This is a genomic window from Chryseobacterium sp. CS3K3.1, assembly GCF_059515165.1.
Window position 1 is genome coordinate 168,141 of sequence record NZ_JCAKRV010000010.1, and the last position, 13,502, is coordinate 181,642.

Sequence of the window (13,502 nt, forward strand, 5' to 3'; positions counted from 1 at the left end):
GACCGTTCTGTTTAATGATAAGTAAAGAATACATAAATTGGCATCAATGCAAAGCCTACACAGATAATGATTGAATAGGCAATTCCGATCGTTTTGAACCATTGTACGAACTTAGGATGATATAATCCCAGGGTTCTTACAGCACTGTGTATTCCATGAACCAGGTGATAACACAAAGCGATCATTGATACAACATAAATGATAACGTACCACCATTCTTTAAAGACATTTACTACCAGAATGTAGAGATCTTTATTTCCGTTCTCATCCAAAGGAGGATTTCCGAATTTGTAGATATACCAGAAGTTCTGGAAATGGATCACCAGGAAAATCAGGATTAATGTTCCCAGAATTCCCATATTTCTGGAAGCCCATGTACTGGCTCTTCCACGTCCGTCAGACTGATAACCGCCACCGGATTTTTTATTTTTTAAAGTAATAATAAAGCCGTCTACAGCATGCAGAATAATACTGGCATATAAGATGTAAGAAACAATTTTGATAATAATATTTCCTGATAAAAAATGCGAATAGGCATTAAACTGCAGGTGTGCCTGTTCTTGCGGAAGAAAAAGCTGAAGATTTCCTAGGAAATGAATCAACAGGAAGAATCCCAAAAAGAGTCCTGTAAGGCACATCAGCATTTTTCTTGACAGTGTTGATAACATATTTTTGATGTATTGATTAATAATATCCCAAGACTTTCATCCATAATCCTCCTACAACCATATAAATGATCAATAGAACAATTCCTATTTCAAGACCTCTGAGCCACCAGGCTTTCAGATCAACATATCCGCTACCGAAGAATACCGGAGCCGGACCGTGGCCGTAATGAGTAAGCACCCCGTAAATTGAACCCATGAAACCAAGCATCATCGCCAGTAACATTGGTGGAATTCCCAAAGAAACCCCTACACCCAGCAATGCCGCATACATGGCCGCTACGTGAGCAGTAGCACTGGCAAAAATATAGTGACTGAAGAAATACACTACAATAATAACCGGGAAAGCTACCTGCCAGCTCAATCCTCCGATTTGTACTTTGATAAGGTTACTGAACCATCCAATGAAACCCAACTCATTTAAAGAGCTTGCCATCATCACCAGAACGGCGAACCAAACAATCGTATCCCATGCACCTTTTTCACCTTTTACGTCCTCCCAGGTTAATACTGAGGTTAACAGCAATAAGGTTAAGCCAATGAAAGCTGTTGTTGTAGCATCAATAGAAAGTGCTCCACCGAAGATCCAAAGAGCCAGCAGAATGAAGAATGCCAGCAGCATCAGCCATTCGTTTCTGGAAATAGGTCCCATTTCTTTTAATTTCTCAGCTGCCATTTTCGGAGCATCCCCTGTTTTTTTCAATTCTGGCGGATATAATTTGTACAATACCAAAGGAACGACAAAGAACGCTACTGCACCAGGAATAAAACCAGCTGCAGCCCATGACATCCAGGTAATATCAATACCAAGGTTGGCTGCAAACTTCTGACACATCGGGTTACTGGCTGTCCCGGTAAGGAACATAGAAGAAGCGATGAGGTTCATATAGTAGCTGTTCAACGTTAAAAATGAACCTAATTTTCTATGAGTTTCCGGTTTTTCAGGAACAGAATCAAAGCTTATCGCCATAGATTTCATGATAGGATAAATAATCCCACCACCTCTTGCAGTATTACTCGGAATAGCAGGCGCAAGACAAACGTCGGCAAGTCCTAACCCGTAAGCCAGTCCCAGTGAGCTTTTTCCAAAAACTCTGATGAATAAAAAGGCAATCCGGTTTCCCAATCCGGTTTTGATAAATCCTCTGGCAATAAAGAATGAAATCCCGATCAGCCAGATTACTTTGTCTCCAAAACCGGAAAGCGCTTTGGTAATGGATTTTCCCGCGTCTCCCGGAGCTACCACTTGCGTAAGGGCTGTAAAACCAATGGCCATCATACACATTGTTCCCATTGGTGCTGCCTTAAGAATGATTCCTAAAATGGTTGCCGCAAAGATGGCAAACAGATGCCAGGCATTCTCTGCAACACCTTCCGGAGCAGGAATGAACCATATAATCAACGCAACAACAAATGTGATCGCTACGTTTTTAATATTAATTTCTTTCATGATACTACTATTTAATCGTTAAAATCTACTTTGTACCTGTACAATGAATAGATTATTGTTGTATTGTGATGTATTTTCTATCTGATGTTTATAGCGGTCAAACTGAACTCCCAGCTGAATTCTTGCCCCATAATTTTTCAGGAATTCCAATCCGAACATCGGGGTAATCGTCTGTCTTGGGTTGGAAGCCATTCTGAAATTGGTATCAAGGTATTCGTAACGGCAGGATAATTCGAAGGCGCTGAGGTTTTTGTGGTTGATCTCATATCTTAGGTTCGGAAGAAAATAAGCTCCCCGGATCAGATATTGGTCTGGGTTTTCAGGACGTAATTCAGGGGCAATAGAATTGTACAGAACATGGTTGGTAGCCTGCTTAGCTTCCAGCTGCATATCAAGGCTCCATTTTGGATCAAAGTGAATCAGTGAACTCAGATCTACGCCCAGGGCATATACCTTTTTGCTAAAAACCTCTCCGATACCACCATTCAGTCCTACATTGAAATTGTATTTTTTGGATAATCCGAAAACAAGCCGGGTAGAATACTGTTTTCCATTGTCATTATCATTGATCTGGTTTTTTCCGTTTCCATTTACCACTGAAACAGCATATTGGAAAGGAACTTCTCCCAGTTGAAGCTGTCCTGTAGCAGACATCCCGATCTGGAAACTTGTCCAGCCCAGTTTTCCAAATTCTGTATATTGATTGGACCAATCCAGAGATTTAATAATGTCAATAGGGTAGGTCTCTTCAATACCAAACCAAGGTCTGAACTGTCCTACGGTAATCGCTAATTTAGGATTGAAAGTATACTTCAGGTAAGCATTTTCAAGAACTCTGCTTTTGGGATCATTTTTAAAATCGGCAAGGTTAGCCAAAACAACCACTTCAGTACGTTTACTGATCTGCGCCCGAACCTGGACTCTCATGTATTTGAGCATAAAATTATTATCAGTTCCGGAGCCATCGGTGTGGTGAAGTCCGTTTACATCTACATCTTTACTCATTCCTACAAGATAGCGTGCCTGAAAAAGGCCTTTGATCTGCAGCTGCGGATATTTTATATTGTCTTCCTGTGGATGAGGAGTGGTCTTCAGAGAATCCTGATTTTGTGCATAAGCTGATAACCCACAGGCCAGCATACACAGGATCAGGCTTTTCTTTTTAATCGAAAAAAAGGCCATATCTATTTTTGTTTTTTTATTGTAAATTTTATTTTACCACATGTATCCGATGCATTATGAATGATCATACATTCATTCAAAGTGCGGAATACTTAGGTCTTCATCTGCAGGGATCAGATTTACTTAAGCATAAGTAGTTTGTGGCGAAATATCTATTTTAATCCCAAGAAGGTGAACGGAGCAGATTCTTTAAATTCTGCATTGGATTTTCCGTTGTATGTACGGTAATTACTAAGATCCAGTTTCATTACTTTACCTTTTGGACTTAAATCAAATTCTTTAAGATCTACCCAAAAAGTGTTTGGAGTAAAGACTGTTTCAAAATAATACACCAGGTTTTTCTGATCAGAAACAGAACGCCATCTTGTAGAAGAAATATTAGGCTCTGTGGCAGAAGTGATCCCGTAAGGAACGGAACAGTTTCTGATTACGCTGAAAACACTGGCTACAGCTGTACGTGTATCTGCAGTCTGAGGAATTGCATTGATATAGTAGGAAGCTCTTACAAAGCGGTCTGCAGCCCGGTTGGTTCCCGGAAGCATAACGGTCCCCGGAATACCTTTCCAGTAATTGTTAAGGGCAAGCTGCTCCTCAAAAATAGGAGAATTGGTCATTACCGTGTAAGACGGATCATGATGGATGACAAGCTTTCCGTCAATATATTCGAATACAGCATTATCTCCTGAAGCATCGGAAATGGAAAGATGGACGGTGGTAAATCTTTCTGTCCCGGGAATATAGTCACTAACAATAACGAAAGGTTCTTTTCGTGAAAACTCTACGGCTTCTTTTACTGTAGCGAAATTATCAAGATAATATTGTGCCCATAATGAAATGGCAATTCCCTTTTTACTTCCTTTTCCGTCGAATTTAGGATACTGGGATTCTCCTAACCAGAGCAGATTGGCTACCAATCCTTTTTCGTTCATTCCGTCGGCTGAAGCAATATCCCATGAAGAGCTGATAAGGCTGCCATATTTGGTGGTCCATTTTACAGATTTTGGTCCTACCAGTCCGTTGCGGTCTATTCCTTTCGGAAGTACCCATAAATTGACCGGGATCTCATCACGCCAGTCCATGGAACGGGCTGTAATAACGGTATTCTGGGGACCTTTGTAAACGACCCTTGTACAGGCTTCTGAAGGATTCCATAATCCTACGGAGAGGATCAGAGAAAATAAAATTAATGGGAACTTTTTCATAATAGTATTATTTGAATTTAAATTTTGTATTGAATTTGTTGTGAATAATTCAATGAATTTTCGTCATATTCATTATTTGGTGATATAAATTTAGCGAAAATTGTTTAAATAAAACAATTATTAAGATTAATAATCCGTAATTTATGTTATGAATCATGGTTAAAGATTGAGTATTGCATTATTGAATCTTTTTTCGTATATTTTAAAGAAATGACATAAAAAAAGGGTTAAAATGAAGAATATTTTAACGTGTTTTTATACAGATGTTTCCTGTGAATGCCTGATATACTGAGGTTTGAAAATAGATACCACAAAATTGAAAGCTGTTCAAAAAAACGCTATATTTGATTACTAGACTGAAGAGATATATGAACTTTATAGAATGCCATGAAGAACCTATCCATATTCCGGGTTCTATACAAGACTTTGGTTACCTGATTGGCATTGATGCAGAATCCCGTACCATTACTTTTTTTAGCAGGAATATTGCGGATCTATTTAAAATTGATCGCTCGGAGGAGCTGTTCGGAAGAAAGATTACTGACTTTCCGGAAAGTTTTCAGGGCATTATTGATTCAGAAATCTATACTTCGCTGGATAAGTTTACCAGACGTAAGAATGAAACGTATTTCGATAAGATTTTTATAAATGATAAAGAATATCATTTCTCTGTTTTCAGAAGCGAACTTTATATTTTTCTGGAGTTCGAAGAGGTTGTCATTAATCCTAACAAACGGATTTCCAATAAGTATGATAACTTTTACATCATCGATAATGAAAAGGAACTCTGGAATCATCTCCTGGAAACTCTTTCAAAGGTGGTAAATTATGATCGAATGATGGTCTATAAATTCATGATGGACGGTTCCGGAAAAGTAATCGCTGAAAAGAAAAATGAAAATATGGAAAGTTTTCTGGGGCTCCATTACCCGGAATCTGATATTCCAAAACAGGCCCGTGATCTTTATCTGAAAAAAAGAAAAAGAATCTTCAGCAATGTATATGCGGATACGGTTCCCATTTTAAGCAGAAGTCCTGAAAATATTGACCTTACTTACTCCGCATCCAGAGGAATGTCACCGGTTCATGCACAGTATCTGAAAAATTCGGGAGTGGCTTCCAGCTTCAGTGTTTCCATTATTATTGATGATCATCTCTGGGGTCTGGTAACCTGCCAGAATGTTGAACCTAAACATATTGATCTTGAAGATAGAGTACAGGCCGGAATTTTTACAGCTCTGGCAGCAAATGCCTATTCTTCCTTTAAATCAAAAAATGAGCTGAATTACCGTTTGGAACTCAATGATAGAATGTCTCAGCTGAAAACGGAATTTTTAAAGCATAACAATCTCTTTGATTCTCTTGTTGAATGTAAAAAAGAAATCAGAAACTTACCGGAAGCAGATGGGCTTGCCATTGTTTCTGATGAAAATATAGTAACAGACGGAAGTACTCCTGATCTCGAAAGTATTGGAAGAATTGCAGTATGGGCGCTTAGTAATACCGATGAACGTATTTATGTGAGCCGAAACTTCCTTAAAGATCATGGCAAAGAACTCGAACTGACTGAAAATGCAGCGGGCATTGCCATCTATTTTATTGAAAGGGATAAAAATGAAATGCTGATCTGGTTCAGAAAAGAGTTTGATGAACATATCAACTGGGCCGGAAATCCGGAGAAGAAAGTCAGTGTATTTTCTCAGAATGGAGAGGAAAGACAAATAATATCTCCCCGAACTTCATTCCGCATTTTTACAGAAAATATCAAGGGGCATTCCAAAAGGTGGAATTCCAGAAATATAAGTGCAGTACAGGCTGTAAGGGATCTGATCTTAGAAACTTCCCATAAAAATTACAACGCCATTAAAAGGCTTAATGATGAGCTTAAAAAAGTAAATGAAGAACTTGACAGTTTTTCCTATACCATTTCTCATGACCTGGGAACACCTCTCACCGTGATGAAACTGAATGCGCAAATGCTTCTGGGAAACCTTGCCGATAATTCTGAAAAAAGTAAAGCCAAGATCAATGCCATTATTGAAGAAATTGATAATATGGCTGAAATGATGCATGACGTCCTGCAGCTGAGCCGTGCCAAGCACAGCGAAATTCAGCTTGAAAGTCTGAAAACAACGCATACTATTGAGAAAATATCTGAAAATGCAAAGATGACCTACGGAAGTGCTAACAGTGAGATTATTATCAAGGAATGTCCGGATGTACTGGCTGATAAGACAATGCTTCATCAGGTGTTTCTGAACATCATCAACAATGCTGTGAAATATTCTTCCCATAAAGATCTTCCGAAAGTGGAAATTGAAGGAACGGAAGATGGACAAACCATTATTTACAGGATCTCAGACAACGGTATCGGTATTCCTTTTGAGGAAAAACATAAGATGTTTAAAATCTTTAACAGGATGGATAATGCCAAGAAATTCAAAGGAAACGGAGTGGGATTATCTATTGTGCACCGCATTATGCAAAGACTTGGAGGAAATGTTGATTTTGAGAGTAATAATGAGGGGACTTCATTTATTTTAACGTTCAAAAAGCCTTACATTTGAGAAACTTTTAAAACGTTATTTATGGTATCAGAATATCTTAAACAGAATACAGCAGAGTATCACGATGCAGCAGAAAAACTTTTTAATTCTGAGAAGATTTTCAACAAAACCTTCACTTTAGAGGATTATAAAAAAATCATTCATACCAATTACCTGATGCTTCTTCACAGCGAAGATAAAATATTCAGCAGCCTGTCTGACAGGTATGCAGAAAAACTTCAGCTTGGGAAAAGAAAGAAGCTTTCCCTTATTGAAAAAGATCTGAAAAGCCTTTCCCTGAAAAATCAGGAAGTTTCCCATCCCCTGGATTTCGATAATGAACATGAAGCGCTTGGAGCGATGTATGTGATTGAAGGGTCTACATTAGGAGGGAATGTTATTGCTAAACAGCTTTCTAAAACGGAGGGTTTTGATGACGTTACTTTCAATTTTTTCGGATGTTATCAGGAAAATACAGGCCCGATGTGGAAAAACTTTAAAGAAGTTCTGGATACTGAGGTGGCGGAAGAAAGCTACAATGAGGTGCTTTCCGGCGCAAAAAAACTGTATTCGTTTTTACTGAATGTCAACTAATTATTTTAATTCTAATTAAATTCCTGAAAAATTGCGCAATTTTTCAGGAATTGTTAAATTTGGGGAGTTTCAAATTTAACTTAACTAACAAAAAAATAATTTAAAAAGTAACAATATGAAAGTAACTGTAGTAGGTGCAGGCGCTGTAGGAGCAAGCTGTGCAGAATACATCGCAATGAAGAACTTCTGTTCAGAAGTAGTTTTGGTAGACATTAAAGAGGGGTTTGCTGAAGGGAAAGCAATGGATTTGATGCAGACAGCATCTCTTAACGGATTTGATACAAAAATTACGGGTACAACAGGAGATTACAGCAAAACTGCAGGTTCTCATGTAGCAGTAATCACTTCAGGAATTCCCAGAAAGCCTGGAATGACAAGAGAAGAATTGATCGGTATCAATGCTGGTATCGTGAAAGAAGTTACTGAAAACTTAGTAAAACACTCTCCGGAAGTAATCATCATCGTGGTTTCCAACCCAATGGATACTATGGCTTACCTTGTTCACAAAACTTCAGGTCTTCCTAAGCACAAAATCATCGGAATGGGTGGTGCATTAGACTCTGCAAGATTCAAATACAGATTGGCTGAATCTTTAGAAGCTCCGATTTCTGATGTTGACGGAATGGTAATCGCTGCTCACAGTGATACAGGTATGCTTCCATTATTGAGCAAAGCAACAAGAAACGGGGTTCCTGTAACTGAGTTCTTAAGTGATGAACAACAAAAATATGTGATCGAAGAAACTAAAGTAGGAGGAGCTACGCTTACAAAATTATTAGGAACTTCAGCTTGGTATGCTCCAGGTGCTGCTGTTTCTGTAATGGTTCAGGCGATTGCATGTGACCAGAAGAAAATGATTCCATGTTCTTTAATGCTTGAAGGAGAATACGGGCAAAACGATATCTGCTTAGGAGTTCCGGCTATCATTGGAGCTAACGGAGTAGAATCAATCGTAAATGTAACTTTAACTGCTGAAGAGCAATTGAAATTCGCTGAAGCTGCCAACGCGGTAAGAGAAGTGAATGGAGATCTTAAATTTTAATGATTTACCCGCTTTTAAGCAGGAATTAAAATAGATAAAATCCGGCTGTTTCAAATTTGAAACAGCCGGGTTTTGCTTAAATATTTGAATGGAGGAAGTTTTCGGCGCGGCCTCCGGCCGCGCCGAAAACTTTTCATAAAAATAAACAACTGTTATTACTTCGTTGTTTTCCCTTTTGCTGGCGCGAGCGTCCCGCTCGTGTCCACAATCATAAATTAACATCTATTTCAAGAATCTCATCATAATCATCACAATAATTCCTGGCACTACTGTGTTTCCATTCCCAAGGCTCCATGACAAAGCCCGCCTTCACAGGGTTTTGATGAACGTAATTTAGTTTTTGCTCAAATACTTTCAACGTCCATATTTCTATTGGATTATTATTCTGCTGCCAAAACTGATACTTTTTTATATTAGAATTTTGGCTTCCTGCTTTTTTGAACATCCACAGTAACCATTCTTTTCTGCTTTCCTGATTATTTTCTTCTATGGCCTTAAGCAACTTTTTAGCAGTAAAACCCTTAAAATCTCTTATTAATTCTGAAGGTTGACCTTTTTCTGATCTGAAAATTAAATGTATATGACTGGGCATGATACAATATCCGAAAATAATCATTCCTTTATTCTTTCTACAATAATTTAATGCTTCAATAATGATATCGAAATATTCAATTCTTGTAAAAATATCAATCCAAAATACCGTAGCAAAGCTTATAAAATATGCTCCTTCTTTTTCATGAAATTTGTGTTTTCTGCTCATAATCTAAAAGTAATAAAAACTCACATTATTATTTTTAGAAATTAAATTTTTAAAAATAGATTATTGTGGGGACACGAGCGAGACGCTCGCGCCAGCGTAGGGAAAGTTTTCGGCGTGGCCGGAGGCCGCGCCGAAAACTGATTATAAAAATAAACAGCTGCTATTACTTCATTGTTTTTACGAAATGAGTAACATACTTCACAAATTCTTTATTTTTCTCGTAGTACAAAAGATGTCCGCCATCAATAAGAACTACTTTTTGATTGGGAAACTGGAAGGTTTTATAATGCTGAGTTCCGACTGCTTTATCATTTTTTCCGGTAATGATAAGTACCGGAACACGAATGTCTCTGGTGATGGGTCCATAATCGGCATAATATTCAGGAAATTCTTTGGGTTTTGAGATCACTGCCATTCCAAAGTCGATGATGCGGGGATGAAGAGAATCTATTTTATCCGACTCTTTTATGGTTTCAATATCTTCGGTCAGGAATTTATATCCGATTCTTTTCTTTCTTAAAGCGCTGCTGACTTTTGAAAGCTCTGAAGAAAGACTGTCTTTAGGAATCACTCTGTTTTTTATCTGTAAAAGGCTGTTTCCGTATTCAATCTGCTCTTTCACAGATTCATCATTCAGAAAATGAAGGGTAACATTCGCAAGAATGAGGCCTTTAGTATACTCTGGATATTTTTTTGCATAACCGACAGCAATGATTCCACCAAAAGAATGAGCCAGTAAAAATACTTTTTTCAGTTTGAGATATTGTCTCAGTTCTTCAATATCCTGAGTCATTTTATCGAGATGATAATTTTCCGATGTACCGGATTCACCGGAGCCTCGCTGGTCCATATAGATCATCTGTAAGTTTTTTTCCAGATTATTTCCGCCCATCAGCTCAAAAGATGGATATCCCTGTCCGGGGCCACCTGGAATATAAATACAAGCTTCTCCTTTTCCGGAGACTTTATATTTGATCTTTACGTGATCTGAGGTTTCAAAGAACCCTGCTGATGGTTTATTCTGAGCGGAAACGACAGTCAGGGAAGTGAGAAAAAAGAGTAGGATAGCAATTGTTTTCATACCATTATAACAATTATAAGGGGGTATTTATTACTAAAATACCAAACTATCTCCTTTTGCCTTGTCTCCTTTTAAGGTCATAACAGTGCTGGTCACTGCTGCTGCCAGTTTCCCTTCAGTGTTGGTTATTTCGCAGTGATAGACAGTGATGGTTTTACCGGATTGTATCGGTCTTGCATGAGCCGTAAACTTATCTTTCCAGGTTGGACGGAAAAAATTAATCTTAAGTTCTATACTGGTGAAGCTTTCTCCTTCATTCATCAGGGGAGAGTGGGCTGTTCCGATGGCCGCATCTGCCAGTTCACAAAGCAGTCCTCCATGGATGGTTCCCTGTTGATTTCCATGTATTTCATGATCCGTATTAATCGAGACTTTGGCTTCTCCGGAGGCAACATCAGTTATTTGAAATCTAAGTGTTTTTGAAATCGCTGTTGGAGGCTAATGAAGGTATTTGTTTTTTCTATTGAGCTAAAATTCTCTAAGAGCAGTAGCTTTTTTTTCATTCCTGACAGCGCATCACTTGTCTGGGAGAGAAAATATCCCAGGTTTAATATTCTAGAGCTGTACAAAGTTGTGAAACTTGCTATACTACTGATTTCTCAATCCAAAATAAAAACCACTGCAGTTTAATGCAGTGGCTTTATAGTATGCATGTGTATAAGAAGATTATTATGCTACCTAGGATTTCAAAATATTATTTTTGAAGTTTACCAGAAAAAATGAATAATATCCAAAATAAAAAACCAAAAATAACATCAAATATTATATTAACTGATTTTAATTGATGAGAAGTAATAGTATTATATATAATATCAATCACTATAATAATTCCACAAAATTTCAATAAATATATGATTGCTCTTATGACAATTTATTAATTTAAATAAGTTAAGCTCAAAGTCGCCGGACTTTGCGTAGCGGGAGTATTATTCACTTCCTTCTCCTGAATTTATTATATAAGAAGAGTCTCCTTTTATTTGATAGAGTTTTTTTGAATGTAAGCTACCATCAATATTATGAAATTCAAAATATCCAGTTTTTAGTTTACTTTTATAACATTTTTGTGGATCAGGAGATTTTTTAAATCTATATACACCTTTAGAAAAAAGTTTATGTGTTTTTTTTTCTTCTACTATTTCAGTCCCATAAAAATAATTACTTTTTGAACTATCTATTATTATAAAGGTATCAAAGTGATCATTATAAATATCATTGTCTTTTTCTTTATAAATGTAAATTGTATCTATAAACTGATCTCTTTTAAACTTTCCATCTGCCTTAATAAATCCATCTTTATCATAAATGCTATATGATAAGTCATTATTTTTTGTGCAGGATTTTATTAGAAAAAGAGTAAGTAGTAATAATAAGCGTATTTGAGTCCCCATTTTAAAGTGTAATTTTTGTGTTGTATACTGTATCATTTACAATTAAATATTCAGTTTTTCCAATAATATTACCCTTTATATCAAGAGTATTATGAATACCAAATGGCTGTGAACTCTCTAAAGTTTTTTTAAAATCCAAATTTCTTTTGTATCTAAAGGCTCCTGTAAGTTTAGATCCTTTTTCAAAAATAATATATTCTGTTCCATAAAAATATGGTCCCTTTAAGCTATCAATAACAATAGAGTCTTTAAATGGTAAATAAGAACTTTTGCTAAAACATATAGGACTTATAAAATGATCTTTATAAAAATTCAAATTCATTACTGGTTTTTCACTTTTATCAAAAAATGTAATTTTAGTAGTATCTGCTTTCTTACTTAAAGAATAGTTAAGTTTTCCATTAGGATAATATATTTTTTGAGATACCTCTTTTTCACATCCAAAGAAGATGAACAAACCGCATAAAATAATATATTTCATAATCTATTTTCTTAACTGTTTATTCCAATAATTTGTAGAATCATTACTAACTTTCATTATGGAATCATGAGCTTGTTTTGATAGACCAAATGCTCTCACATTTTTTAGTTGTACTCCATATGCTGAACCGTCTTTATTGTGAAGAAGACCAGTTCCTTGTGTAGTCCAAACATTAAATGTGTCTGGTTCTTTTTTTAATACAGAATAAATACTTGATTTATTCAGATCTATTGCAGCCTCTGAATCAAGACCAAATTGTACAAGAGCTTCTTGAAAACCTACAGTACCACCATTAAGTTTTGTATTTCTGCCATAAAACATAAATATAGTTTGTAACATATCATTAGCTTCAATTGTATCTCCTGATCTAAGCTTATTCAATGTTTCTTTGTCAGGATCATTTACTCCTCCTGTGGAACTGAAAAAATTTTCATGGCCAGACCAAGTTGTCCAAGTTCCTCCTGCAAACATAGGCATAGAATTGGAGAATGCCACTAAAGCATTAGAAACTCCTTCAGGCAAATACTCAGGATTTCCCCCCTCATTTAATCTTACATAACCAGATTCTCCGTCAGCTCCAATTTTTGCATTGGAAAGAACTGTTCCATTTTTAGCGAAACCATCTACACCTTTTATTCTTTCAGCTTGTTCAACCGTAGTAATATTAGCATCATACTGCCATTTTCCATCTTTTCTGATCCAGTCTGATTCTGATCTCCCATCCGGATCGATAAAACGTATCGGGTTATTAACAGCATAGTTGTACGGATTAAATCTTGTTAATTTCTCCGCCAATGGATCCACAACGCCCCATCTTCCCAGGTCAGGCATATAAAACCTTGCTCCATAATCATACATTCCCGTCTCCTGCAATTCTTTACCATTGTACTTATAATTATAAGGAACTCCTCCAAAAGGAGCAGGCACAATAAGCCCCTCCTGGTGTTTTAATCCAAAAGGATAATAGTTGTTGGCATCAATAACCTCAAGTGCAGTACCATTATTCTTATAGCTCACTCTTACATTTCCTAAATGATCCGTGTAATTGTAAATATACTTATTTTCCGTAAAATCATAATATCCTTCGGAAGTCGGTACAAATTTCAATACT

Annotated in this window: 13 protein-coding genes; 3 read left to right on the forward strand and 10 right to left on the reverse strand. The window is 36.8% G+C overall.

Translation table 11 applies throughout. The annotated features are described in order from the left end of the window. Positions 1-11: 11 nt before the first annotated feature. The 4 genes from AC5YGI_RS11750 to AC5YGI_RS11765 form a co-directional block, all read right to left on the reverse strand. Positions 12-668 carry a succinate dehydrogenase cytochrome b subunit gene (locus AC5YGI_RS11750; protein WP_496168416.1) on the reverse strand — a complete coding sequence of 219 codons (657 nt, stop codon included), beginning with the start codon at positions 666-668 and terminating at the stop codon, positions 12-14. A 16-nt stretch (positions 669-684) separates the two neighbouring features. Further along, entirely contained in the window at positions 685-2,115 is a 1,431-nt protein-coding gene (locus AC5YGI_RS11755) for an anion permease (RefSeq protein WP_089690053.1), read from the reverse strand. Positions 2,116-2,133: 18 nt separating this feature from the next. Next, positions 2,134-3,297 carry a porin gene (locus tag AC5YGI_RS11760; RefSeq protein WP_496168417.1) on the reverse strand — a complete coding sequence of 388 codons (1,164 nt, stop codon included), beginning with the start codon at positions 3,295-3,297 and terminating at the stop codon, positions 2,134-2,136. Positions 3,298-3,449: 152 nt separating this feature from the next. Further along, positions 3,450-4,499: a linear amide C-N hydrolase gene (locus tag AC5YGI_RS11765; protein ID WP_330747372.1), complete on the reverse strand. Its 1,050-nt coding sequence runs from the start codon at positions 4,497-4,499 to the stop codon at positions 3,450-3,452. Between the two features lie 344 nt (positions 4,500-4,843). Here AC5YGI_RS11765 and AC5YGI_RS11770 point away from each other — a divergent pair, with 344 nt between their 5' ends. The 3 genes from AC5YGI_RS11770 (at position 4,844) to AC5YGI_RS11780 (ending at position 8,681) form a co-directional block, all read left to right on the forward strand. Continuing rightward, positions 4,844-7,066: an ATP-binding protein gene (locus tag AC5YGI_RS11770; protein ID WP_330747371.1), complete on the forward strand. Its 2,223-nt coding sequence runs from the start codon at positions 4,844-4,846 to the stop codon at positions 7,064-7,066. Positions 7,067-7,087: 21 nt separating this feature from the next. Further along, a complete protein-coding gene (locus AC5YGI_RS11775) occupies positions 7,088-7,639 on the forward strand; it encodes a biliverdin-producing heme oxygenase (protein ID WP_496168418.1) in 552 nt (183 codons plus the stop codon). 115 nt (positions 7,640-7,754) lie between these two features. Further along, positions 7,755-8,681, forward strand: a complete 927-nt coding sequence (locus AC5YGI_RS11780; protein WP_496168419.1) for a malate dehydrogenase — start codon at positions 7,755-7,757, stop codon at positions 8,679-8,681. Between the two features lie 208 nt (positions 8,682-8,889). On the opposite strand, the gene AC5YGI_RS11785 is transcribed toward AC5YGI_RS11780, so the two are convergent. The 6 genes from AC5YGI_RS11785 to AC5YGI_RS11810 all read right to left on the reverse strand — a co-directional run. Beyond that, positions 8,890-9,441, reverse strand: a complete 552-nt coding sequence (locus AC5YGI_RS11785) for an REP-associated tyrosine transposase (protein WP_330747368.1) — start codon at positions 9,439-9,441, stop codon at positions 8,890-8,892. 163 nt (positions 9,442-9,604) lie between these two features. Further along, positions 9,605-10,522: an alpha/beta fold hydrolase gene (locus AC5YGI_RS11790; RefSeq protein ID WP_496168421.1), complete on the reverse strand. Its 918-nt coding sequence runs from the start codon at positions 10,520-10,522 to the stop codon at positions 9,605-9,607. 33 nt (positions 10,523-10,555) lie between these two features. After that, positions 10,556-10,948, reverse strand: coding sequence for a PaaI family thioesterase (locus AC5YGI_RS11795; RefSeq protein WP_496168435.1), 393 nt, complete (start codon positions 10,946-10,948; stop codon positions 10,556-10,558). A gap of 500 nt (positions 10,949-11,448) precedes the next feature. Further along, on the reverse strand, positions 11,449-11,910 hold the full coding sequence (locus AC5YGI_RS11800) for a hypothetical protein (protein ID WP_496168423.1): 462 nt from the start codon (positions 11,908-11,910) through the stop codon (positions 11,449-11,451). A 1-nt stretch (position 11,911) separates the two neighbouring features. Continuing rightward, positions 11,912-12,391, reverse strand: a complete 480-nt coding sequence (locus tag AC5YGI_RS11805) for a hypothetical protein (RefSeq protein ID WP_496168425.1) — start codon at positions 12,389-12,391, stop codon at positions 11,912-11,914. A gap of 3 nt (positions 12,392-12,394) precedes the next feature. Beyond that, positions 12,395-13,502 (reverse strand): RHS repeat domain-containing protein (locus AC5YGI_RS11810; RefSeq protein ID WP_496168427.1); only part of this gene is annotated, 1,108 nt, incomplete at its 5' end.

Bases quoted from the DNA above. Each gene is read 5' to 3' on its own strand.
- AC5YGI_RS11750 (WP_496168416.1), bottom strand. From the start codon at position 668: ATGTTATCAACACTGTCAAGAAAAATGCTGATGTGCCTTACAGGACTC.
- AC5YGI_RS11755 (WP_089690053.1), bottom strand. From the start codon at position 2,115: ATGAAAGAAATTAATATTAAAAACGTAGCGATCACATTTGTTGTTGCG.
- AC5YGI_RS11760 (WP_496168417.1), bottom strand. From the start codon at position 3,297: ATGGCCTTTTTTTCGATTAAAAAGAAAAGCCTGATCCTGTGTATGCTG.
- AC5YGI_RS11765 (WP_330747372.1), bottom strand. From the start codon at position 4,499: ATGAAAAAGTTCCCATTAATTTTATTTTCTCTGATCCTCTCCGTAGGA.
- AC5YGI_RS11775 (WP_496168418.1), top strand. From the start codon at position 7,088: ATGGTATCAGAATATCTTAAACAGAATACAGCAGAGTATCACGATGCA.
- AC5YGI_RS11780 (WP_496168419.1), top strand. From the start codon at position 7,755: ATGAAAGTAACTGTAGTAGGTGCAGGCGCTGTAGGAGCAAGCTGTGCA.
- AC5YGI_RS11785 (WP_330747368.1), bottom strand. From the start codon at position 9,441: ATGAGCAGAAAACACAAATTTCATGAAAAAGAAGGAGCATATTTTATA.
- AC5YGI_RS11790 (WP_496168421.1), bottom strand. From the start codon at position 10,522: ATGAAAACAATTGCTATCCTACTCTTTTTTCTCACTTCCCTGACTGTC.
- AC5YGI_RS11800 (WP_496168423.1), bottom strand. From the start codon at position 11,910: ATGGGGACTCAAATACGCTTATTATTACTACTTACTCTTTTTCTAATA.
- AC5YGI_RS11805 (WP_496168425.1), bottom strand. From the start codon at position 12,391: ATGAAATATATTATTTTATGCGGTTTGTTCATCTTCTTTGGATGTGAA.